Here is a 22,236-nt window from a genome sequence, read left to right on the forward strand (position 1 = left end):
GCCTGAGACCCGGCCCGATCAAGGGGGAGGACACCCATGAGCGTCGAGCATGAGAAGCAACTTGCCGCCGAGGCCGCGGCCGAGCTCATAGAGGACGGCATGACCGTCGGCCTCGGCACCGCCCGGCCCGCCGCGGGCCGTCACTACGGTGTGTCGCGACGTCGCCGCGGACCGAGGAGGCGGCCCTGATGCTCGATCTGCGGGTCGAACCGTTCGGCAGCATCGACATCACGATTGATGGTGCGGACCGGACAGCGCCGGACGGCCGGCTCGTCAAGGGCGGCGGTGCCGCGCACACCAGGAAGAAGATTGTCGCGGCGGCCGCCGATCGCTGCGTCGTGATCGCCGACTCCAGCAAACGATTGACAGCGCTGCACCCGCCGGTCCCGCTCGAACTGCCTGAGTCCGGGCCGGCCGCGACCATGCGCCGGCTTCACCCGGCCTCCCTGCGCGACACCGCACAACCAGGCTCGGTCATCCATCCGGGACAACGGTCGCCCGGTACGAAGAAGGCCGCGCCCGTCGCAGCTCACCGACACCGCATACGCCCCGCTCAGCGCACCCGTCCGCGCGGCTTCAGCGCCACCGGCGGCAGTTCGGGGGCGGCCAGCCGGCCGCCGTCGTAACCCTTCACCTCGCCGAAGCGGGAACTCTCCATCCAGCCCCTCCGGGCCTCCTCGATCTCCTCATGGGACCGCCCGATGAAGTTCCACCACATGACGATCTCCTCCTCGAAGGGCTCGCCGCCCAGGAGCATGAGGCCCGCATCGGTAACAGCGCGCAGCGGGAGCTCGGAGCGGCCGCAGCCGAGGTAGAGCATCGATCCGGGCAGCAGGGGCACGCCGTCGACCTCTGCCTCGCCGGACATCGACAGCACGGCGTACTCGAAGTCGGGGTCGAGCGGCAGTCGTGCCTCGGCACCGCCGCTCAGAGCGATGTCGGCACCGACGATCGGCGTGTAGGCCGTCCCGGGTGACGTGGCACCGTCGAGTTCGCCGAGGATCACGGTGGCGGTGAGGCCGGGGGCGGTGACGGTCGGCAGGTCGGTATGGTGCTGGAAGTGCGGCTCGACCTGACGGTGGGCGTCGGGCAGGGCCACCCACAGCTGGGCGCCGTGCAGAAGTCGGGCGTGCGGCTTCGGGCTCTCCTCGGAGTGGCTGATGGCCCGGCCGGAGGTCATGAGCCCCAGCTCGCGCGGGCGGACCGTCTGCAGACTGCCCAGGCTGTCACGGTGCAGTACCTCGCCCTCGTGGAGCCAGCTGACCGTCTGCAGGCCCATATGGGGGTGGGGCGGGACCTGCATCCCGGGTTCGTCTGCGATGTCGTCGGGACCGTAATGATCGACGAAGGCCCAGGCACCCACCATGCGGCGGCCCAGGTTGGGGAGCAGCCGGCGGACCTCGGTGGACTCGCCGAGCTGGACATGGCGCGGAGTGAGAAGTTCACGCACCGGCTCGGCGACGACGAAACCCCGCCCACCGCAGACGGAGAGTGCGGCCTGGCGATCGAGATTGCTCATGACGCTCAACCTATTCCCGTGCGGGCGCGGGTGGTCGACACCCACGCCGAAATTTTAGTGGAATATTCAACTATAGTTCCGTGTTGGCGCAACTGGACGGCGGCCCGGCGAGCCGGCGGACGCCCGACCGGGCACATCGGGAACGCCGCGACCGAGGAGGACGAGTGAACGACACCTACTACGAGTTCGGTACCGCAGCCGACCGCTGGGACCGTGCCCAGATGTTCTTCGAGGCCAAGGAGTATCTGACCGCGGCCCGAATCCTGGGCGGGCTGGTCGAGGAGGTTCCGGAGCAGGTCGCGCCGCGGCTGCTGCTGGCGCGCGCCTACTACCACTCGGCCCGTCTCGGCAAGGCCGAGACCGAACTGCGGGCCGTGCTGGAGCGCGACCCCGTCGAGCACTACGCGCGGCTGATGCTGGGGCGCACGCTGGAGCGGCAGGGACGGCAGGAGGAGGCCGCGCCGCATCTGCGGATGGCTGCGGCGATGTCCGGGGACCTCGGGGACGACGGGGGTTCGTGACGCGGTACGGCTGCGGGACGGCCTGAAGCGCGCGTCTCCGCTCGCTTCGTGCGCCGCGCGTGAGCAGCACGGCGCCTCGGATCGGCGTGGATTCCGGGGTGGTCCCGGCGACACGGGATCACCCGGGAAACGACGTGTCCCCAGGTGGGGGCCGTGACAGTGGAGCCCTGCCCCGGTCGTGCCCGTGGCGGGCGGCGAGGGCTCCGACGGCGGCCGGGTGCGGGCGGAGCCCGCGGGCGCCTCTCGCCACCCGGCTTTCGAGCGGCCGGAAATTCTGATGCGCCGAGGTTCTCCGCCGTGATAGTCCGACCGGTCATGGACGCTCTCGTGACACCGCGGCTCGTACTCCACCCGCTGACCCCCGCCGAGGCGCAGCACATAGTGGAAGGCCGCCCCTGGCCGGGCGCCCGGTGGGCTCCGGACTACCCCAACGACGGCGACAGGGCGGGCGCCGGGCACTTCCTGGAGCACTGTGCGGCCACCGGCAATCCCCAGCCGTTCGGCGCCTACGAGATCCGCCTCCGCGAGGACGGACAGGCCATCGGCGGAGCGGGGTTCCACGGTGTCCCGGACGAGCGGGGTCAGGTCACGATCGGCTATGGCCTGACCCCGGCGATGCGCGGCAAGGGGTATGCCTCCGAGGCGCTCCGGGCGCTACTGACGTTCGCCCGCGGCGAGGGAGTCGCGTCCGTGAAGGGCGACGCCGACCTCGGCAACACCGCGTCCCAGTACGTCATGGCGGCCGCGGGCATGCGCTTCGTCGGGGAGGACGACCGACTGAGGCATTACAGGATCGACTGGCCGGCCGGACGGGCGGACGCATACGCCGACGGATCGGGCGACTGCCCGGGCGGACGCTCGGACGTGGCCGGTGCCGATACGGCTGTCGAGCCCGGACCCTCTCCGCAGGTCCCCGCCGCCCGGCATCCGTCGTGCGCCGACGCGCCTGGGCGCACGGCCTTCCCCCGCCGTCGCTTCCCGCGCCCGTGACCGGGGTCCGACCGCGGCCGAGCCCGCCGGGAGGTTCCCGGCGGGCTCAGTCGTGACGGTGTTCCCGCGGGTCGGTGTTCGGCAGGTCAGCCGACCGCGTCGGCCGTGCGGGAGGCCGTGCCGCCCCCTGCCACGACCGTGTCCGGTGCCGGCACCAGCAGCCGTTCGGTCAGATAGCCGAAGACCAGGCCGAACGTGGTCCAGAGCGTGGCCTGAACGGCGAGGGTGGCGAGACGGAACTCCCACAGCAGAGCGGCCGGGAAGTCCTTGCCGACCTCGTTGAACGAGGGCAGAAAGGCGTACGCGCATCCGATGACGACGACGTAACCGACGGCTGCGGCAATCGTCGCGTTCCAGTTGCCCAGCCGGGGAGCCAGCCGCTTGCCGAGGATGACCGCGGCGACGGCGAGGAGCACGCTGAGTGCGACCATCAGGAAGAACAGGGCGGTGCGTTGCCCGATCGTGTCGGGGTTGCCGACCGCCGGCGGATTGGCCGGGTACTTGAGGAACGGCACGACGTACACGGTCAGCAGGGCGCCGAGCGCGATCAGTGCGGCCGTGGCCCGTGGGCCGAACCTGCCGATGCGGCCCAGGGCGTAGCAGAAGACGAGCGCGGCAATGCCGCCGATCGCCACACCGAAGACGAGGACACCGGTGGCGAGGCCCGCCGTGGACTGCATGGTGCGGCTGACGAGTTCCTCGCCGCCGCCGTGGTCGTGACTGTGAGCCTCTTCGAGTGCGATCGCCGCGTCGACCCGCGACTCTCCCAGGAAGTAGGCGACGACAAGGGCGAGCACACCGGCGACGAGGCCGGCGAGCATGCCGCGGATGAGCAGGGCTCTGACGGATATGGAGTTCATGAGGGGTTCCCCTGGCTTGCGCAGTGTGTCAGTGGCAGGGGAAACCGAGCAGGTGGCGCCCGTCGTGGACCCATTCGTGGACGCCCTCGCCGGAGATGACCGCGGTGGCGCCCTGTTCGGCGCCCACGAAGTACAGCAGGACCAGCATGAGCAGGCCGACGAAGACCGCCCACGGGGCAATGGCCTTCAGCGAGATGGGGGTGATGGCGGGTGATACGCCCGTGGGGGGGGCAGCAGTCTGTGCCATGGCAGAACCTCCTGGGGGAACACGCGTCCCGATCGTGGTGCCTGAGACGACAGTGCCGGGTCTGACTTCCCGCACAGATGCGGGTTCACAGTGGCGCGACCGTGCCGGATTCTCACCGGACTTCCATCACACCGTCGTCATGTTCGTCGCGACCATACCGCCTCCGCGTACCCCGCCGCCATGGCGCCATCCACGTGCCCTCAGCCCTGGATGCCATGGTGTGCTTACCCAAGAGGCCACAGTTCAGGGAGTTGACTTCGGTGTCGACGGTAAGGGTGATGTTGATCTCACCGGCGCTCAACGCGGCGCTGCGCGAGGTCCGTTTCGACGGTGACGCGCGTCTCGACACGTCCGGCGTCCGCCAGGCGCAGGCCGCCGCCCATACGGTGCCTGCCGCCGACCGCATGCTGCACGGACCGTCCGAGCGGTGCGCGGGGACCGCCGGGGCGCTGGGGCTGCGGGCCGAGCCCGAACCGGCCCTGCGCGGCTGGGACATGGGCCGCTGGGGCGGGCGACGACTGGCGGAGGTGAGCGGGAACGAGCCGGAGGCGGTGTCCGCGTGGCTGTCCGATCCGTCGGCCGCTCCGCACGGCGGCGAGTCACTGCTGGAGCTGTGCGCGCGGGCCGGCGACTGGCTGGACTCGACGCTTCGGGATGCCGCCGGAGGTGGGCGCGTACTCGCCGTGGTCGAGCCCACGGTGGCCCGGGCCGTGCTCGTGCATGCGCTGGACCTGCCGGTGCCGGCGTTCTGGCGGCTGGATGTCCCCCCGTTGACATTGACGGAGCTCAGCGGCCGGTCCGGACGGTGGAATCTGCGGTGTGGCCGGCCGCTGAGTGCCGGCAGTTGACTGCCCGGCCGGCGAGGAGCCGCATGCCGTGGGCGCGTCCGGCCGTGAACCGCACATCGCACGGCGAGAAACGTCGTTGCGCCGGCCGAGGGAGGCTCACAGCCTCGCGGGGTCGGCGCGAGCGCCTCGATCCGCCCACCGGCCGCCCCCGGGGAAGCGGGAAACGCCTCCCCGGGGGCGGACTGACTGCATGGTGTGCGACCCGAAGCGGTGCGTGTCGCCCTCGCGGTGGCTCACCTGCGGCCGGTGCAGCTAGAACTTCGCGGCGCCCGCGACGATCGCTTCCCTGATGCGGTTGTACGTTCCGCAGCGGCAGATGTTGCGGATCTCGTCGAGGTCCGCCTCCCCGATCTCACGGCCGGCCGCTCTGGCCTGCTCGACCTTGGCGACGGCCGCCATGATCTGACCGGGCTGGCAGTACCCGCACTGTGCGACATCGTGCTCCAGCCATGCCTCCTGCATGGGGTGCAGGTCCTTTCCGACCGTGGCGGGCAGCCCCTCGATCGTGGTGATCTCGTCGTCCGCCTTGATGTCCTTGACGGGGACCGAACAGGGATTGAAAGCCTTGCCGTTGATGTGACTCGTACAGGCCTGGCACACGCCGAGTCCACAGCCGTATTTGGGGCCCGTGACGCCCAGGACGTCCCGGAGCACCCACAGGAGCCGTACGTCGTCCTCGATGTCCACGGTGACGGCCTTGCCGTTGAGAATGAAGGTGTGTTCGGGCACGGTCGGCTCCTAGTAGGCGCGGCTCAGTCCGTCGGTGGGCGAGGCCGGGATCGGCGGCGTGGTGGGCAGCGGCTCGAAGCCGAGCGGTTCGCCGTGGTTGAGGGGGAAGGTCGTGGGCATCGTGCCGGTGGCCCGGCCATAGGCACAGGCGACGGCAGCCATGGCACCGGCGACGGCGAGTTCTCCGGCGCCTCCGGGCTTTCCCGCGGTCGGTGGCATGACGATGATCTCCAGCTCGGGCGGCACGTTCCACTGCCGGGTGTAGAAGTAGTTGTCCCAGCTCCCCTCCTGGAAATGGCCGTTCTGAAGGTGCAGCCCGGAACTGAGGGTGAGGGCGATGCCGTCGGAGATCCCACCCATCATCTGGGCCTGCAGACCGCGGGGGTTGACGGCGAGGCCGACGTCGACGGCGCAGACGACCTTGGTGACACGCGGTCCGGTGTAGGCGTCGCGGATCGTGCGTCCGGTCGTCTGCGGGCGGCAGTCGATCTCCGCGAGGACGGCGACGAACGCGTGGTACTCGGGGTGGATCGCGATGCCCTGGGCGGTGCCCGAGGGCATCGCGCGGCCCCACTTGCCCACTTCGGCGACCTTGTCGAGAACGGCGCGGGCCCGCTCCTCCTTCAGGTACTGACGACGGAACGTGTACGGGTTCTTGCCCATCCGTTTCGCCAGCTCGTCCACCACGAGTTCCTGTGCGCAACGGACGTTGGGCGAGTAGATGTTGCGCATCGAGCCGGTGTTGAAGCCCTTGTGCGTCTCGCTGAGCAGCTGGGTCGTGACGCCGAAGTGGTACGGGCTCTGCTGGGTGAGCGCGAAGATCGTCTCGGAGAACGTGAGGTCGGCGACGGGAAGTTGAGCGGCCTCGGAAGTGATGATCTCGCCCAGGCCGTGTCCGAAGTCGGTGGCCACCGAGGTGTGGCGCTGCTCGTACGTGAGGACTTCACCGAGTGCGTAGGTGGCCCGGACCCGGGACGTGGCCATCGGGTGCGTGCGCCCCTGACGGAAGTCGTCGGTGCGGTGCCACATGAGTTTCACGGGCTTGCCCATGGCCTTCGATGTCTCGGCGGCCTCGCGTGCGGCGTCGTGGAAGAGCTTGCGGCCGAAGGATCCGCCGCCCTCGGTGACATGGACCGTGACGGCGGCCCGCGGGAGGCCGAGCTGAAGGGCTATCTGCTCCTGGGCGACGATGGGCGACTTCAGGCTGGCCCAGATCTCGGCCGAGTCCTTGCGCACGTCGGCGATCGCGCAGTTCGTCTCCAGCGCGCTGTTGCTGGCGAAGCGGAAGGTGAAACGGGCGTCCACGGCTTTGGTCAGGAGATCCAACGGCGGTACGACGAGCGGGAGTTCCGCGCGCCGCAGATCCTGCAGGACAGTGGCGTCGCTGGTGTCATCGACGCTCCCGGGACCCCAGGTGACCTTCAGGGCCCGGACCGCGTCGATGCACTGGCCGAACGTGCGGCCTCGTACCGCTATGCCGGTGGAGATCCGTACGGCATCGGTGATGCCCGGCATGGCACGGACCTCGTCCAGGTTCTCCACCGAGCGGACGGTTCCGTTGATCGTCGGTGGGCGGCACACCATCGTCGGCAGCGCGTCCGGCACGTGCAGGTCCATGGCGAACTTCTTGCGGCCGGTGACGGCGTCCCGTGCATCGACGCGCCCGTGCCCCACGCCGATCACCTTGAACTCGGACGGCTCCTTCAGCGCGACGGAGACCTGGGCGGTGGACACACTCGCCGCCTTCGCGGCCAGCTCGCCGTACGTCACGCTCCTTCCGGCCGCGGAGGTGATGACCCCAGCCTTGGCGGTCAGGGTGCCGATCACCTCCCCCAGCTCGAGGGCGGCGGCCTCCAGAAGCCTGCCGCGCGCGATGGCGGCCGCCACCCGGATCGGTGTGTACGTGGAGATGGTGGTGTTCGACCCGCCGGTGAGCTGGTTGAACAGCAACTCCGGCCGGGCGTCCGCCAGCGTCACCCTGATCCTGTCCAGGGGCAGGTCCAGCTCCTCCGCGATCAGCATCGCACTCGACGTGGTGATGCCCTGTCCCACTTCTGCCCGGGGCAGGGCGAAGGTGGCCGTACCGTCGCTGTCCAGCCGGATGGTGATCAGATTCGACGTCGGCAGCGCCGCGTGGGTCAGCATGTCGTTGAGGTCGTAGATCTCGGCGGGCCCGGGCAGCGACGGCACCGCCGCGGCCGCCTCCGCCGGGGCCACGATCTCCTCACCGATCTGCGCGGCCACGGTCAGCGTGGAGGCCGCCACCACGTACCCCAGAAACCGTCGGCGAGTGACCTCCCCCGGCTCGCCTTCGATTCCGGCTCCGTGCCGCTTCGGACGCAGGTGCGCACCCATCAACTGTCCCCTCGACGAACGACGTTCCGGCGCCCTCCGGCTCACGCGCCTTCCCGCCGGCAGCCACCGGCAAGGCGCCTCGGAGCTCGACCGGGCGAGGGGTACTTGTACCAGGCACTGTCCCGCTTGCGCCATGCCCGGGCGTCCTCAGCCACCACCTCTCCACAGGGAGCCGTGAGTCTGCACGGGAATGGGCAGTTCCGGCTGCCGGTCGAGCGCCGGCCGCGAGGCCTTCACCGACCGCTTTCCACCCGGCGGTCGGGGGCGGTCTGCGCTGTGACCGGCAGGGTGACCGTGACGGTCAGGCCGCCGTCCGGGTGGGCCTCGGCATCGGCGTCGCCGCCGTGCGCGCGGGCGACGGCCTGGACGATGGACAGACCGAGGCCGCTTCCCCGGGCGGAGCCCACGCGCTCCGTCAGTCTGCGGAAGGGCTGGAACAGGACGTGCACTTCGTGGCCGGCGATGACGGGGCCGGTGTTGGCGACGGTCAGCCGGACGCCTTCAGCGACCGTACCGGTCCACACACGGACCGTGCCGCCGGGGACGTTGTAGCGGACGGCGTTGTCGACGAGGTTGCGGGCGAGTTGTTCGAGCAGCACCGGATCCCCCTCCATCGGTGCGGGGTGCAGATCCGCGTGGAGTGTCACTCCGGCCTCCCCGGCCGCCGGGGCGGTGGCTTCGAGGACCGTGGCCGCCGCCGCGCCGAGGTCGGCGGGAAGCCGTGCCACCTCACCGTTCTCGGAGCGGGCGAGGGTCAGCAGGGCGTCGACGAGCCGCTCATGGCGGACGTTGACCGCAAGCAGGTTCTCACCCAGATCACGCATCTGCGCCGGCGCGCCGCGACGGTTCATGGCCACCTCGACCAGAGTGCGGTTGATGACCAGAGGTGTCTTGAGTTCGTGGGCGGCATTGGCGATGAACCGGCCCTGTCCGGCGAAGGACGCGTCCAGCCGCTCCAGCATCCGGTCGAAGGAGTCCGCGAGGGCCTTGACCTCACCGGGCGGGGCATTCAGGGCGATCCGCTGGTGCAGGGTGCGCCCGGCGACCCGCTCGGCCGTGTTGCTGATCCGGGTGAGCGGCTGCAGCAGCTTCCCTGCCGCCAGCCAGCCGGCCCCGGTGGCAGTGACACCCACACCCACGACGACCAGCGAACCCCACTTCAGCATCCACAGCACGTCGTTACGTGCGTCCTGCTCCCCGAATTCGGCGGCGTAGGCCGCCCGTGCCCGGGCCTCCTCTTCCTGCCACTGCTGCACCGTCAGCGACGGATCGAACTTCATGTAGGGCCCTGAGGTGTGGTGCTCCCGGTAGCGGTGGACCAGGAGCAGAGTGGCCGCCAGCACCACGGCCGCCGCGAGGAAGAACAGCAGGCCGAAAACGGCGGTGAGCCGAAGCCGCAGGCTTCCGCGCCGGGCGGCGATCCACCGAGTGGGGAACCTCATGCGACACGGATCCCGGCGCCGGTGACGGTCGGGATCGGTGCCGGCGCACCCCGCTCTCGCCTGCCGGAGCCGGACACGCCGTACGCGGCACGCGGCAGCCGTGCCCCGCACGCCTTCCCGTCATGGACCGGGCCGATGGCAAACGTCTCCTGCCGGAGCCCTTCACGCACGGTCCCGACCGGCGGATTCACGTCCGCAATCACCAGTGGGCGCACTTTTTGCCCGCCTTCGCTCGTCCATTCGGTTCCCCCGCTCTTCAGTATGCGACTGCGATGTGAGGCGGGCGTGAGGGATACCGCTCACCGCCTGCTCACCGTGGCCCTGCTCGGATACCAGCAGACGTGGGGCCGGGACCTGCACAGGCGGTGCACCACAGGCCCGCCTTCCGTCCCCACGGCGACGGAAGGCGGCCGCGTCCGTGCACCACCGAACGGCCGCCGCCTCCTCACGAACCACTACGCGCTCTTGAAAGGCCACGCCTTGTTCAGTCTCGTCTTCGGGCGACACCTCATGTATCTCCTCCTCGTCGGCCTCGCCTCGGCGGCGGTGTACGCGGTCGTCGCTCTTCTCCTTCGCCGACGTACCGACCGGCCCTGGGACTACGCGGCCTGGGCGGCCTTCACCACGGCCGCGCTGTTCCTGACGCTCTGGATCAGGCCCGGCGGCAGCTCGGGAATGTGCGTGGTCAACAAGGACGTGTGGGAGCCCATGGGGACGGCCCAGGGGCGGATGAACTTTGCCCTCTTCGTTCCGATCGGCCTGTTCGGCCTGCGCGCGGCCCGGCGCCCGGTTCCGCCCCTGCTGCTGTCCGTCGTGCTCTCGTCCGGGATCGAGAGCGTCCAGGCCGCGGTTCCCGCCATCGGCCGCTACTGCGACACGAGCGACTTGCTCACCAATGTCGCGGGTGCGGTGGTGGGAGTCGGCGTCGGGGTGCTCTCCGTCCGCTTCTCGCGGAGGCGGCTGCCGCCCTGGGGTGTGCGGCGCCGCTCGATGTCGGCCGTGGCCGGTGCGGGGTTCTCGGCGGTCGCATGCATCGTGGCGACCACTGCCGGGGTCCGTGTCGTCGACCACGCGGAAGGGACCAGGACCGCATCTGCCGAGCAGTGGGCGGCCGTCGGCACAGTGGTCCGGCAGGCATTGGGGAGCGGATTCCGCGTCAAACACACTTCGGACGTGACTCCGTACGGCTTGGACGGCGTGGATCAGAGTGTATGGGCCGAACTGGAACCGGCTGGGATGGTCCACATGGCCTGGCCGGACCGGGACAGCATCGACATCGATGTGCAGGTGCATCAGTCGTTCGGGCATCCGCCGACCGGATACCCCGTACCGGGCGCCGCCGGACCGGTGCACGACCCCGCCGCCGCCCGGCGTGTCGCGGACCGGTACGTGGCTTCCCACTACCCTGCCGCGGTGACGGCAGGCGCACGGGCGGACCGGCCGGAGGACCAGCCCGAGGAGACGTGGACGGTCACCTATGCCTACCGGGACGACCGGATGCCCGCCCTGGCATCGCTCCGCGTGACACTCAACGGTGCCGGCCGCCTGCGGGGCGTCCGGCTGTCCGCCACTGCTCCTGTCGCCCGCCCCGCCCTCCCTGCGGACTGTCCGCAGAAGCAGCTGAAGGCCGGCACCTGCGGTCGGTGAAGAGGCGGGCGAAACGCACCCGGTGGTGCCGGCCGCGTTCACGACGGCGCCGCGGAAAGGCGCCGGCAGCCGCTCAGGGCACACGTCACGACCGCGCGCCCTACTGCTTCTGCCGGCAGGAGCGTTCCACGCATGCCGATCCGCGGCGTCGGTGGGACCGAACCGGCCGGTGTCGCGATCAGGAGCCGGACTCCGCCTCCGGCTCCGCGTGCCCGCCGGTGCGGTCCGGCGTCATCGCCGGACCGGGTACCGATGCTCAGCGAATGCGATAGCCGACTCCTGTGACGGTCTCCACGACCGCCGGCTCGCCCAGCTTGCGGCGCAGCCCCCGCATCGTCACCCGCACGATCGTTGTGAACGGGTCGATGTTCTCGTCCCACACCCGCTCCAGCAGCGCCTCCGCCGACACCGGTCCGCCCTGCGCGCGCAGCAGCTCCTCCAGCACCGCGAACTCCTTGCGTGACAGGGCCACGTACCGTCCGTCCCGGTAGGTCTCGCGCAGGTGCGGGTCCAGCCGGATACCGGCACGCTCCAGCACCGGTGGAGCCGCCGGCCGCACCCGGCGCCCCAATGCCCGTATGCGCGCCACGAGCTCCACGAACGCGAACGGCTTCGCCAGATAGTCATCGGCCCCGATGCTCAGGCCCGCCACGCGCTCTGCCACCGTCGTCGACACGGTCAGCATCAGAATGCGTACATCCGCCCGCGAGGCCACTGTCCGTCGGCACACTTCGTCGCCGTGCAGCTTCGGCAGGTCCCGGTCGAGGACCATCACGTCGTACTCGTTGAGCGCCAGCCGGTCCAATGCGGCCTCGCCGTCGTGGACGACATCGACCGCGAACGCCTCCTGCCGCAGGCCCTCGGCCATCGCGTCCGCAAGCATGTCCTCGTCCTCCACGACCAGCACGCGCACGCTGTGCCCCTTTCCCGTCAGCCGCCCCCCGTCGTCCAGTATGCGGAGGCGGTGTGAAGCGGCCGTGAGCTCCAGCTCTTCGGCAGTGGAGCGCGCGGAAGCCGAGACGTGCTCCTCGGCCCGTCCGGGCTGTACGTGGACGACGGCGAGGAGGCCCTCGGCCCGGGGCAGGTCGCAGGCACCCGTCACGCCGGCCACCCGAGGGCGGCGATGTGAAAGCGGCGCCGCAGAGACGGTCGGTGTTGTTCGGGCCGTGGCGTGCGTCAGTGTCCGCCCAGGCCCGGCAGACAGGTCCCCTCGACCGTGCGACCGACGACCTCCGCGTCGGCGTGACCCGCATTGTCGACCGTGCCGTTGACGCACACCCGGCCCGCGCCACCGCCCACGAGTGCATCGCGGAGGGGGGCGAAGTCGTCTCCGCGCATCTCGACCTGCTCCGGGCGCAGCCCGAGAGCGACGGCGGCCGCGGAGCGGAGACCGTCCTTCGTGGTCCCGGTGTCCGCCAGCTTCGCCAAGGCTGTGGCCAGCTTCTTCGCCGTGGGTGCGGCCTCTTCCTTCTGCGCCGCGGTGATCGGCAACTGCTCTCGGTACCCGTGGTTCTCCGCCACCCGCGCGTTCCAGTCGAACGTGATGCAGGGGGACGGTGTCGCCCGCCGCTCCTCGGGAAGCGGACAGTAGCCCTTCGGTGCGGCCGAGGAGGCCGCCGGGCCGCCCGCGCGGGGACCGGCCGCCGGATCGGCGCACCCGGCCGTCAGGACAGCGAGCAGGGCCAGAGGCAGGACGGCAACGAGCCGGGGGCGCATCCATGTCATGACCCGATCATGCCAGGTCCATGGCTTCCGCTTTCACCGGCTGCAGGTGGGGACGGCGCTGCACTCCGCTCGGGGCGCGGACGATCAGATGAGTTGAGGTGGCTCGGGCGCGCATTCCGCTGCTCCGCCCGAGGGTTGACCGGGGGCTCCGATTCCACCCACGCCTGCGCTCCCGGCCCGGCGCATAAATGCCCGGGCACTTGGCCGCGTGCCGTTGTCCCGGCGATCCGTCCCCTGCGCGACGGGAGGTGACCGAACAGGCGCCCGCGCCGGCAGGCCGAGGGAGAGCGGGACGAAACCCGCGCCCTAACCGCGGTACGTCTCCAGCAACCGCAGCCAGATCTCGCTGATGGTGGGGTAGGCGGGGACCGCATGCCAGAGCCGGTCAATGGGGACCTCGCCTGCGACCGCGACCGTCGCCGAGTGCAGCAGTTCGCCGATGCCCGGCCCGACGAAGGTGACGCCGAGCAGGATCTCCCGGTCGAGGTCGACGACCATACGTGCGCGGCCGCGGTAGTCGTCCGCGTACAGGCCGGAGCCCGCGACCGCGGCGAGGTCGTAGTCGACGGCGCGTACCCGGTGCCCGGCCTGCTCCGCCTCGGCGAGGGTGAGGCCGACGGATGCGGCCTCCGGGTCGGTGAAGACGACCTGGGGGACGGCCGCATGGTCGGCGGTGGCGGTGTGGGCGCCCCATCGGCCGGTCTCCAGCAGCGGTACACCCGCGGCGCGCGCGGCGATCGCGGCGCCCGCGATGCGTGCCTGGTACTTGCCCTGATGGGTGAGGAGCGCCCGGTGGTTGACGTCGCCGACGGCGTAGAGCCAGGTGGTGCCCTCGACACGGCAGCTGTCGTCGACCTGGAGCCACGAGCCGGGCTTCAGGTCCACGGATTCCAGGCCGATGTCACCGGTGCGCGGGGCGCGGCCGGTGGCGAAAAGGATCTCGTCGGCCTCGATGCGCTCACCGTCGCCCAGCTCGACGGTGACCGGACCGTCCGGGGCCGTGCGGGTGACCGAGGTGGCCGAGACGCCGGTACGGATCTCGGCCCCTGCCTCGGTCAGCGCCTCGGCGACCAGCTCACCCGCGAACGGCTCCATCTTCGGCAGCAGGCCCTTGCCCCGGACCAGCATCGTGACCTGGGCGCCGAGCGCCTGCCAGACGGTGGCCATCTCCACGCCGACCACACCACCGCCGACGACCACCAGGCGGCCGGGCACCTCCTTCGCGCTGGTCGCCTCGCGGCTGGTCCAGGGGCGGGCGTCGGCAACTCCGGGCAGGTCGGGAACCACGGCGCGGCTGCCGGTACACACGGCGACGGCGTGCCGCGCGGTGAGCCGGTGCTCGGTGCCGTCGGGGGTGGTGACGGAGACCTGCTTCGCGCCGGTCAGCCGGCCCTGGCCCCGATAGATGTCCGCGCCGATGCCGTCGAGCCAGGCGACCTGTCCGTCGTCCTTCCAGTGCGAGGCCTTCGCGTCGCGGTGGGCGAGGACCGCTGCGGTGTCCAGCGGGCCCTGCACGGCTGCGCTGAGGCCGGGAACCTTGCGTGCGTCGGCGCGGGCGACGACCGGACGCAGCAGGGCCTTGCTGGGCATGCACGCCCAGTACGAGCACTCGCCGCCGATCAGTTCCACCTCGACGACCGCGGTGCTCAGCCCGGCGGCACGGGTCCGGTCCGCGACGTTCTCCCCCACCGGCCCCGCGCCGATCACCACGACGTCGTACACGGCGTTCTGCACAGCATCAGCTTCAGTCATGGGAACAGTCTGACGCGTGTGTGGGCGCGGGCCACAGGGGCAGGCGGAATAGTGCACGACAAGGCACCGTTGAGCGGAACACGTCCGAACGGGCACAGGAAGAGGTAGAGGCGCATGAGCACTGTGGAGCTCACCAAGGAAAACTTCGATCAGGTCGTCAGTGAGAACGACTTCGTCCTGATCGACTTCTGGGCTTCCTGGTGCGGCCCGTGCCGGCAGTTCGCGCCGGTCTACGACGCTGCGTCGGAGCGCCACGGCGACCTGGTGTTCGCCAAGGTCGACACGGAGGCGCAGCAGGAACTGGCGGCGGCCTTCGAGATCCGCTCCATTCCGACGCTGATGATCGTCCGGGACAACGTCGCGGTGTTCGCCCAGCCCGGAGCATTGCCGGAGGCGGCGCTGGAGGACGTCATCGGGCAGGCCCGGAAGCTGGACATGGACGAGGTGCGCAAGTCCATCGAGGATCAGAAGAAGGGCCAGGGCGAGCAGCAGGCCGCACAGCAGTAGGCGGCGCGCGCACCTGAGCGCCTGAAGGGTCCGGCCGGATCGGCCGGACCCTTCAGGCGTCGAAGAGCAGTCCTAGAAGGGGTGGCCGGCCGGCTCGCGGCGTACGGTCGTCCAGCGCAGGTCGGTGAAGGCCTCCAGGTTCGCCTCGCCCCCGAAGCGCGCCCCGGTGCCGGATGCGGCGATGCCGCCGAAGGGGGCGACCGCCTCGTCGTTCACGGTCTGGTCGTTGATGTGGGCGATGCCGGTCGGGATCCGGTCCGCCAGTTCCAGGCCGAGAGCGGTGTCGCGGGTGATGATGCCGAGGGAGAGTCCGTACGGGCTGTCGGCGGCCAGCGCCGCGGCCTCGTCCAGGGTCTCGAAGGAGCGTACGGGGGCGACCGGGCCGAAGACCTCGTCCGCGTAGGCGGGCGTGTGGTCGTCCACGTGGGTGAGGACGGTGGGCCGGTAGAACAGCTCACGGTGGGTGCCGCCGGCGGCGAGCTTCGCGCCGCGCGCGGTGCTCGACTCCACCAGGCGATGGATCTTGCCGAGCTGGCCGCGGTCGATGATCGGACCGAGGTGGACCTGCTCACGGTACGGGTCGCCGACCGCCAGCGCGTCCGCCTTGGCTGCGAGCCGTTCGACGTATTCGTCGTGCAGCGAGGCGTGCACGAGGTGGCGGCCCGTCGTCATGCAGATCTGGCCCTGGTGGAAGAACGAGCCCCAGCTCGCCTGGGACACCGCGCCCTCCAGGTCGGCGTCCGCCAGGACCACGAGGGCGGAGTTGCCGCCGAGCTCCAGGTGAACGCGCTTGAGGAGCCGTCCCGCGGCCTCGCCGACGGCTCGGCCCGCTGCGGTGGAGCCGGTGAAGGAGATGACCGGGACCCGCGGTTCCGCGACCAGCGTCTGCCCGGCCTCGGCGCCGCCGGGCAGCACGTGCAGCAGGTCCGCTTCGAGTCCGGCCTCGGCGAAGACCGCCGCCAGCGCGAGCCCGCCGCAGACCGCGGTGCGCGGGTCGGGCTTGAGCAGGACCGCGTTGCCGAGGGCGAGTGCGGGAGCGACGGACCGGATGGACAGGATCAGCGGTGCGTTGAACGGGGCGATCACTCCGACGACGCCGACCGGGACGCGCCGGGTGTAGGACAGGCGCTTGTCCTCGCTGGGCAGTACGTCACCGGCCGGCCGGGAGGCGAGCGCAGCGGCCTCGTAGCACTCCTGGGCGGCGACATGGAGCTCGAAGTCGGCCTTGCCGGGGATCGAGCCCGACTCCCGTACGAGCCAGTCGCGCAGTTCGTCGGCGTGGGCGGTGAACAGGTCGCCCGCCCGGCGCAGAACTGCGGCGCGGACGAAGTGCGGGGCGCGGGACCAGGCGGCCTGGGCGCCGGCCGCGGATGTGGCGGCCGCCGTGATGTCCTCGGCCGCGGCGAGGGTGACGCGTCCGAGCACCTCGCCGGTGGCGGGCTCGACGACGTCCGACTCGCCTCCCGCGAGTGTGCGGGACTGCCAGGTTTTGGGGTCGAGCAGGGACATGGGAGCTCTCCAGTCGATCGGTTCGAGGGGTGGTCCGATGCGGTGGGGCGCGGGGTGTGCGGCCGCGGCCTCGCGGGACTACGCGATCCGGCGCAGCCGTGCGAGCCGCGTTCGGCGAACGAACGTGATCTCGCCCGGTTGAACGTGCAACATCGTAGCCACGCGCCACCCGCCGAAAAGGCGATTGATCGAACTGCTGCTCGCTTTTGCGTGCGACGTCCGGTGCCGGCTCCACGGACGGGCCTTCTTGCCAACAGCGTTTGAGCGTGAGGCAGTTGCCCACACGACGCCTCAGCTCTCGGCCTTCCGCTCCGCGACCCTGACCGAGAGTCCGTAGTCCAGTTCGGCACCGTCGATCAGCAGGGCCTCCACCGTGCGTGTCACCGGATCGATGTCCGCCACCATCCCTTCCCCGGCGTACCGGGGATAGCCCGATGCCCCTGTCTCGCCGGTGGCCTCCACGACGGCCGATCGGATCGCTCCGACGGAGGCGGGTGCGTCGCCGGCGTCCTCGGTCCTCTCACCACGTCCGGGCTGCTCCGTGCGTGCGGCCTGCTCGGCGGCGTTCGCCGGTTCGGCCGTGGCGTCGGTGAATCCGGGGACGAGCAGGATCTCGTAACTCTGCGGATAGTTCATGGTCATGACGCTAGGCAAGCGACGCTCGGCGTGCACGTTGCCGCGCTGCCGTGTTGCGGTGGCGGATCGCGGTGGCGCCGCCGTCGGCTCAGCCGGACTCGCGGGGGATCGCCCGTGCCCTCAGCAGGTCGTGGCGCTCGGGCTCGGTTCCCGCGTGCTGCACCAGTCGGTCGACGAGATCGGCGGGCGGCTGCGCCGTCACCAGCTCCATCCGCACGCTGCTCAGCCGCGGCCGCAGCAGTCTGCCCAGCATCAGATCGTCGGCTCCGATCACGGCCGTCTCGCGCGGCACCTCGATCCCCGCATCCTGCAGAGCTCGCATCAGGAGCATCGCGTAGTCGTCGTTGTACGCGAACACGGCATCGAGCCCGAGCGTGCGCCACCGCAGGGCGAGAGCGGCGGCCGACTCCTCCTCGTAGCGCAGCGGCAGCGGTTCGATACACGCACCGGCACCGGCCGCGGCTCGCCTGGCCCCGGCGAGCCGGGGTTCGGCGAACGCAGCGAAGCCCGGCTCCTCGGGCATGATCACGCCGATCCGGCGCCACCCGCGTTCCAGCAGATGCGTGGTGGCACAGCTGCCGACCTCCCGCTGGTCCATCACCAGGGCGTGGGCGCCGTCGACCGGCTGCGGACCGAGGGTGATCACCGCCTTGGCCCCGGCACGCCGGAGCATGGCTATGCCCTGCGCGGTGGGGACGATCCCGACCGGCGCGACCACGGCGACGGGGCGGAGTTCGGCCCAGGCGCGGGCGTCTTCGTCGGCGCACGTGCCGGGACTGCCGTGCTGCACCACCGTGTAGTCGAGGCGGCGCAGTCCGGACTCGAGTTCCCGGAGGATGTGGTGGTGGACCGGTCCGGCCGCGTGGTTCGTTGTGGGCAGCAGCACCATACGGGTGTGGCCGGCGCGCAGGGTCCGGGCCGCCGCGTGCGGAACGTAGCCGAGCTCTCCCGCTGCTTCCCTGACCCGTCGGCGGGTGGAATCGCTGATCCGCACGGTCGAGTTGTTGTTCAGGACGTACGACACGGTGGCCCGTGAGACTCCGGCGAGTCGCGCCACGTCGGCGCTCGTCGGGACGGCGCCTGCGGAGGGCTGCTTGGGTAACTGGCTCATGGCGTCGGGCAGTCTTCCAGACCGGTCCTGCATGGGTACGCTCCGGGGCATGGACGACTCGTCGATGGTGGGACTGCTCGGCCGGGTGACCGGAACGGTGGGGCCGGGGCTGGTCGGCGAGGTGATCGTGCGGATCCGTGGGGGTGCCGAGCACTTCCTCGCCTACCCGTCCTCGCCGAAGGAGCGCATGGAGCCGGGGACGGTGGTGACGGTGATCGAGTATCTGCCCCCGCGCACGGTGTACGTGGCGCGTGCGTACGACGGTTGAGGAGCCCAGCAGGACGGCCGTGGTATGTGCCGCACGGGCGTCGGGAGCGCACCGGTCAAGAATGCGGCAAGGTTCTGCATGCCTCTTCTCCGCCGTCGCGCACAGGAGAAGACTCCCTCTGTTCAGCAGTGCCGGCGGGGCACTGCGATAAGGGGGCGCATGCCGATGGTCATCGGCGTCACGGCGGGACTGGTTCTCGCCGCCATCATTGTGTTGATCGGCCTGTTCAAGCTGATGTGGCGAGTGGCCGAGCCGAACGAGGCACTGGTCATCTCCGGTTCCAAGCACAAGACCGAGGGTCTCGGGCAGGGCATGGGGTTCCGTATCGTCACCGGGCACGGCACGCTCGTACTGCCCGGTGTGCAAGCGGTACGGAAGATGTCGCTGGACCTCAACGAGACGGAACTGTCCGTGGATTGCGTCACGCACCAGGGGATTCCCCTGCGGGTGCGGGGCGTCGTCATCTTCAAGGTGGGCGACGACTTCGTGTCGATCGCCAATGCGGCCCGCCGCTTCCTCGACCAGCAGAAGATGATGTCGGAGCGGGTGCACAACGTGTTCGCCGGCCATCTCCGGTCCATCGTGGGCGGATTGACCGTCGAGGACATGATCCGCGACCGGGAGAAGCTCACCGGCCAGACCCGGGCGGCATGCGGCACCGAGATGGAGAAGCTCGGGCTGATCGTCGACTCGCTGCAGATCCATGAGATCGAGGATCCGACCGGGTACATCAAGAATCTCGCCATGCCGCACGCCGCCGCCGTCCAGCGCGATGCCCGGATAGCGCAGGCCGAGGCCAACCGGCGGGCCACCGAGGCCGAACAGCAGGCCGCCGCCCGGATGTCGGAGGCGACCCGCGACAGCGAGATCCTGCAGGCCGGCTACCAGGCCGAGCGGGACAAGGCCGCGGCCAAGTCCCGGCAGGCGGGCCCGCTCGCGGACGCTGCGGCCCGGCAGGAGGTCGTGGTCCAGGAGACCCGGGTCGCCGAGTTGGAGGCACAGCGCCGCGAGCAGCAGCTGCAGGCGGACGTACGGAAGCCCGCGGATGCCCAGGCGTACGAGAAGCGCACGCTGGCGGAGGGTGAACGCGACGCCCGGATCTCGGCCGCCGAGGCGCATGCGAAGGAGACGGAGCTCGCCGCCTTCGCCGAGGCCAACCGGGTGAAGACAGCGGCGATCGCCGAGGCCGAGGCGACCAAGGCGCGCGGCGCCGCCGCCGCGTCGGCGACGCGGGCCACCGGTGAGGCCGAAGCAGCGGCGGCGCAGGCCAAGGGACTCGCGCTGGCCGAGTCGACGCGCGCCAAGGGGCTGGCCGAGGCCGAGGCGATCAAGGCACGGGCCGCGGCGCTGGCGGAGAACCAGGAGGCCGTCGTCGCCCAGCAGTTGGCGGAGAGGTGGCCGGAGATCGTCCAGGCGGGCGCGGGTGCCTTCAGCAGCGTCGACCACATGGTCCTGCTGAACGGTGCCGACGGCCTGTCGGAGATGTTCGCGAAGGCGCTGACGATGGGCGGTACGGGGCTGGGTCTGGCCCGCCAGCTGCTGGCCACGATGGGCCAGGACGACGGCAGGAGCAACGGTGGTGGCAGGGGGGCGACGGCGAAGACCGCGTCGCCGGCCAACGGTGTCGCGCCCGCTGTTCCGCCGTCACCGCTCAAGCAGCACATTGCGGTGACAGGCGATCAGGAGGACGGCGCAGCCACCTGACGAGACGCGGCCGCGGTGGCCGGTTCCCGTCCGTCGGTGACGGGCGGGAACCGGCCACCGCTGCATGTTGTCCGGCCGGGCCGCGTACCCGGGTCCCCTGCCGGATTCTTCCGGAATGCTGCATGTTCGGCGGACCCGCTCCGAGAAAGTGGACGTAGAGGTTCTACGGTGTCCGGATGACGATCCCTCATCGCACCACCGGCATTTCGCACACGACCGGCACCGGCACCGCGGCCGAGTTCCCCGGCCGCACCGGCCCGACCGCCACCGCCGAGGCCGACCCCCACGATGTGGGCCCGGTCCGCACCACGTACGCCCCCGACCGCGACGGCGATCCCGACCCGGGCGAGATCGTCTGGACCTGGGTGCCGTTCGAGGAGAACGACGGGCGCGGCAAGGACCGCCCGGTACTGGTGGTGGCCCGGGAGGCGGCGGGCACGCTGCTCGCGGTGCAGCTCTCCAGTAAGCAGCACGACCGGGACCGCGAGTGGGTGGCCCTCGGCGCCGGGCCGTGGGACAGCTCGGGCCGGCAGTCCTGGGTCGATCTCGACCGGGTGCTGCGGGTGCACGAGGACGGGATGCGCCGTGAGGCGTGCGCGCTGGACCGGGACCGGTTCGATCTGGTCGCCGGACGGCTGCGGGAGCGCTACGGCTGGGCATGATCCCCGCAGGCGCGGGCGGCCCGGACGGACCGGGCGCCCCACCGGCCGTGACGGCCGGCATTGACCCCATCGGCCCAACGTCGTCGTCACAGTCGGTGTCCACCCCAGTGGCCCAACGGCCTCATGAAGGGGGACCCTCTACGACGGGTCCGGCGTCACCTTCGCATGGATGACCCGCTCCGCTCGGTCACGGTGGGTTCTCCTCTTCCCGCCACGCATGCTGACGGGAATTCACTCTGCCGGTGAGGCCTCACCCCATCGGCCCAGCGTCACCGTCGTGGCTGCAGCACGTCCGCGAACGTATCGGCGAAAGCGTCCCGGGTGGCCGATGCGCGGCTGCGGTCGAGGATGCCGAAGACGATCTGCTCGAAGTGGCCGGCGAACCGGCCCCCGTCGGCCAGCAGCGCCCGGAACGCGCCGGCCACCTGCGCCGGATCGTTCATGAACACACCGCAGCCCCAGGCGCCCAGCACCAGCCTCCGGTATCCGCGCACGGTCGCGACCTCCAGTACCCGCTCGGCGCGGGACGCGAGCGCCGTGGGGATGCGGTGGGCCTCCTCGGGCGTCCGGCTGCGGATCACTCCGGCGTTGGGCGCGGGCGAGGTGAGGAAACCGACGGTGTACGGCGTCTCCAGCAGCCGCCCCCGGTCGTCGCGGAACACCGGCACACCAGGTGAGTGGATCACCCGGTCGGAGTAGAAGGCGCCGCGTTCGGCCCGGTGGTTCGGGGGCACGCAGCAGGGTGGTGTACAGCGCGGAGCAGCGGCACAGGGCCTCCTCCTGGGCCTGCGCGCCGTTGAGGTAGCCGCCCCCGGGGTTACGGGCGGAGGCGTAGTTCAGGACGGCGATCCTGCCGGGCCCTTCGCCGGTCATCCGGCGTGCCGCCTCCAGGCTGCTCTCGCCGGTCACCTGGAAAGCCGTGGTCCGGTCGGTGTCGACTGAGGCGACGGGCACCGGATCGGGCCCGTACACCCGCGTCCCGGAGAGCGCGGCGGCCATGGCGCGCCCAATATTGACCTCGCGCCCCTCGGGCGTGAGGTAGAGCCCGGCTTCGACGATGGACTCGGTCTCTGCGGCGATGGCGCGCAGACGTGCGCTCATCGGTACTCCCCCGTGTCATGCATACGGGGCATGGTCAACGCTCCTGCGACCCCCGCGCAACCGGATTTCCCTTTCGCACAAGGGCACCCTTGTGCGAATCACA

General features: G+C 71.0%; 22 protein-coding genes, 1 pseudogene and 1 riboswitch. Of the genes and pseudogenes, 10 read left to right on the forward strand and 13 right to left on the reverse strand.

The window, feature by feature from the left end; genetic code table 11:
• Positions 1-36 precede the first annotated feature (36 nt).
• Both OG878_RS04385 and OG878_RS04390 read left to right on the forward strand, forming a co-directional pair.
• Positions 37-189 (forward strand): hypothetical protein, encoded by a 153-nt coding sequence (locus OG878_RS04385; protein ID WP_328885513.1) that lies wholly within the window; start codon positions 37-39, stop codon positions 187-189.
• Entirely contained in the window at positions 189-626 is a 438-nt protein-coding gene (locus tag OG878_RS04390) for a ribose-5-phosphate isomerase A (RefSeq protein WP_328885514.1), read from the forward strand. Before OG878_RS04385 ends, OG878_RS04390 begins: the two co-directional genes overlap by 1 nt.
• On the opposite strand, the gene OG878_RS04395 is transcribed toward OG878_RS04390, so the two are convergent.
• Entirely contained in the window at positions 554-1,519 is a 966-nt protein-coding gene (locus OG878_RS04395; protein WP_328885515.1) for a pirin family protein, read from the reverse strand. The genes OG878_RS04390 and OG878_RS04395 overlap by 73 nt on opposite strands.
• 164 nt (positions 1,520-1,683) lie before the next feature.
• Between OG878_RS04395 and OG878_RS04400 the strand changes: the two genes are divergently transcribed.
• Together OG878_RS04400 and OG878_RS04405 are read left to right on the forward strand one after the other, a co-directional pair.
• Positions 1,684-2,040, forward strand: a complete 357-nt coding sequence (locus tag OG878_RS04400) for a tetratricopeptide repeat protein (RefSeq protein WP_328885516.1) — start codon at positions 1,684-1,686, stop codon at positions 2,038-2,040.
• 315 nt (positions 2,041-2,355) lie between these two features.
• Positions 2,356-3,030 carry a GNAT family N-acetyltransferase gene (locus tag OG878_RS04405; protein ID WP_328885517.1) on the forward strand — a complete coding sequence of 225 codons (675 nt, stop codon included), beginning with the start codon at positions 2,356-2,358 and terminating at the stop codon, positions 3,028-3,030.
• 86 nt (positions 3,031-3,116) lie between these two features.
• Here OG878_RS04405 and OG878_RS04410 read toward each other — a convergent pair whose 3' ends face one another.
• Together OG878_RS04410 and OG878_RS04415 are read right to left on the reverse strand one after the other, a co-directional pair.
• Entirely contained in the window at positions 3,117-3,890 is a 774-nt protein-coding gene (locus OG878_RS04410) for a CbtA family protein (protein WP_328885518.1), read from the reverse strand.
• Positions 3,891-3,918: 28 nt separating this feature from the next.
• The gene (locus OG878_RS04415; protein ID WP_328885519.1) at positions 3,919-4,137 is read right to left on the reverse strand and encodes a CbtB domain-containing protein; all 219 of its coding nucleotides are present in this window, start codon (positions 4,135-4,137) and stop codon (positions 3,919-3,921) included.
• 3 nt (positions 4,138-4,140) lie between these two features.
• Positions 4,141-4,289: riboswitch (adenosylcobalamin (AdoCbl) riboswitch) on the reverse strand.
• 126 nt (positions 4,290-4,415) lie between these two features.
• Here OG878_RS04415 and OG878_RS04420 point away from each other — a divergent pair.
• Entirely contained in the window at positions 4,416-4,985 is a 570-nt protein-coding gene (locus tag OG878_RS04420; RefSeq protein WP_328885520.1) for a histidine phosphatase family protein, read from the forward strand.
• 252 nt (positions 4,986-5,237) lie between these two features.
• Here OG878_RS04420 and OG878_RS04425 read toward each other — a convergent pair whose 3' ends face one another.
• The 3 genes from OG878_RS04425 to OG878_RS04435 all read right to left on the reverse strand — a co-directional run bounded on the left by OG878_RS04425 (position 5,238) and on the right by OG878_RS04435 (position 9,511).
• Positions 5,238-5,714, reverse strand: a complete 477-nt coding sequence (locus tag OG878_RS04425) for a (2Fe-2S)-binding protein (protein ID WP_328885521.1) — start codon at positions 5,712-5,714, stop codon at positions 5,238-5,240.
• 9 nt (positions 5,715-5,723) lie between these two features.
• Complete coding sequence (locus OG878_RS04430; RefSeq protein WP_328885522.1) at positions 5,724-8,069, reverse strand: molybdopterin cofactor-binding domain-containing protein; 2,346 nt, start codon at positions 8,067-8,069, stop codon at positions 5,724-5,726.
• Positions 8,070-8,302: 233 nt separating this feature from the next.
• Positions 8,303-9,511 (reverse strand): sensor histidine kinase, encoded by a 1,209-nt coding sequence (locus OG878_RS04435; protein ID WP_328885523.1) that lies wholly within the window; start codon positions 9,509-9,511, stop codon positions 8,303-8,305.
• A gap of 285 nt (positions 9,512-9,796) precedes the next feature.
• Between OG878_RS04435 and OG878_RS04440 the strand changes: the two genes are divergently transcribed.
• A complete protein-coding gene (locus tag OG878_RS04440) occupies positions 9,797-11,158 on the forward strand; it encodes a VanZ family protein (protein WP_328885524.1) in 1,362 nt (453 codons plus the stop codon).
• Between the two features lie 256 nt (positions 11,159-11,414).
• Here OG878_RS04440 and OG878_RS04445 read toward each other — a convergent pair whose 3' ends face one another.
• The 3 genes from OG878_RS04445 to OG878_RS04455 all read right to left on the reverse strand — a co-directional run bounded on the left by OG878_RS04445 (position 11,415) and on the right by OG878_RS04455 (position 14,635).
• Positions 11,415-12,071: a response regulator transcription factor gene (locus tag OG878_RS04445; protein ID WP_328891128.1), complete on the reverse strand. Its 657-nt coding sequence runs from the start codon at positions 12,069-12,071 to the stop codon at positions 11,415-11,417.
• 263 nt (positions 12,072-12,334) lie between these two features.
• Positions 12,335-12,883: a precorrin-3B C(17)-methyltransferase gene (locus tag OG878_RS04450; RefSeq protein WP_328885525.1), complete on the reverse strand. Its 549-nt coding sequence runs from the start codon at positions 12,881-12,883 to the stop codon at positions 12,335-12,337.
• A 306-nt stretch (positions 12,884-13,189) separates the two neighbouring features.
• The gene (locus tag OG878_RS04455) at positions 13,190-14,635 is read right to left on the reverse strand and encodes a dihydrolipoyl dehydrogenase family protein (protein ID WP_328885526.1); all 1,446 of its coding nucleotides are present in this window, start codon (positions 14,633-14,635) and stop codon (positions 13,190-13,192) included.
• Positions 14,636-14,749: 114 nt separating this feature from the next.
• On the opposite strand from OG878_RS04455, the gene trxA reads away from it, so the two are divergent.
• On the forward strand, positions 14,750-15,142 hold the full coding sequence (gene trxA / locus OG878_RS04460) for a thioredoxin (RefSeq protein WP_328885527.1): 393 nt from the start codon (positions 14,750-14,752) through the stop codon (positions 15,140-15,142).
• Between the two features lie 72 nt (positions 15,143-15,214).
• Here the strand turns inward: trxA and OG878_RS04465 are convergent, their stop codons facing one another.
• The 3 genes from OG878_RS04465 to OG878_RS04475 form a co-directional block, all read right to left on the reverse strand.
• Positions 15,215-16,651, reverse strand: a complete 1,437-nt coding sequence (locus OG878_RS04465) for an aldehyde dehydrogenase family protein (protein WP_328885528.1) — start codon at positions 16,649-16,651, stop codon at positions 15,215-15,217.
• A gap of 291 nt (positions 16,652-16,942) precedes the next feature.
• Positions 16,943-17,293, reverse strand: a complete 351-nt coding sequence (locus OG878_RS04470) for a hypothetical protein (RefSeq protein WP_328885529.1) — start codon at positions 17,291-17,293, stop codon at positions 16,943-16,945.
• Between the two features lie 82 nt (positions 17,294-17,375).
• On the reverse strand, positions 17,376-18,398 hold the full coding sequence (locus OG878_RS04475) for a LacI family DNA-binding transcriptional regulator (protein WP_328885530.1): 1,023 nt from the start codon (positions 18,396-18,398) through the stop codon (positions 17,376-17,378).
• Between the two features lie 49 nt (positions 18,399-18,447).
• Here OG878_RS04475 and OG878_RS04480 point away from each other — a divergent pair, with 49 nt between their 5' ends.
• The 3 genes from OG878_RS04480 to OG878_RS04490 all read left to right on the forward strand — a co-directional run bounded on the left by OG878_RS04480 (position 18,448) and on the right by OG878_RS04490 (position 21,032).
• Positions 18,448-18,666 carry a hypothetical protein gene (locus OG878_RS04480; protein WP_328885531.1) on the forward strand — a complete coding sequence of 73 codons (219 nt, stop codon included), beginning with the start codon at positions 18,448-18,450 and terminating at the stop codon, positions 18,664-18,666.
• Between the two features lie 159 nt (positions 18,667-18,825).
• Positions 18,826-20,370 carry a flotillin family protein gene (locus OG878_RS04485; protein ID WP_328885532.1) on the forward strand — a complete coding sequence of 515 codons (1,545 nt, stop codon included), beginning with the start codon at positions 18,826-18,828 and terminating at the stop codon, positions 20,368-20,370.
• 176 nt (positions 20,371-20,546) lie between these two features.
• Entirely contained in the window at positions 20,547-21,032 is a 486-nt protein-coding gene (locus tag OG878_RS04490) for a type II toxin-antitoxin system PemK/MazF family toxin (RefSeq protein WP_328885533.1), read from the forward strand.
• 269 nt (positions 21,033-21,301) lie between these two features.
• Here the strand turns inward: OG878_RS04490 and OG878_RS04495 are convergent.
• Positions 21,302-22,133 (reverse strand): annotated as a pseudogene (locus tag OG878_RS04495) (TIGR02452 family protein).
• Positions 22,134-22,236 lie beyond the last annotated feature (103 nt).

Source organism: Streptomyces sp. NBC_00316 (genome assembly GCF_036158715.1).
In the GTDB taxonomy this organism is placed as follows: Bacteria; Actinomycetota; Actinomycetes; order Streptomycetales; family Streptomycetaceae; genus Streptomyces.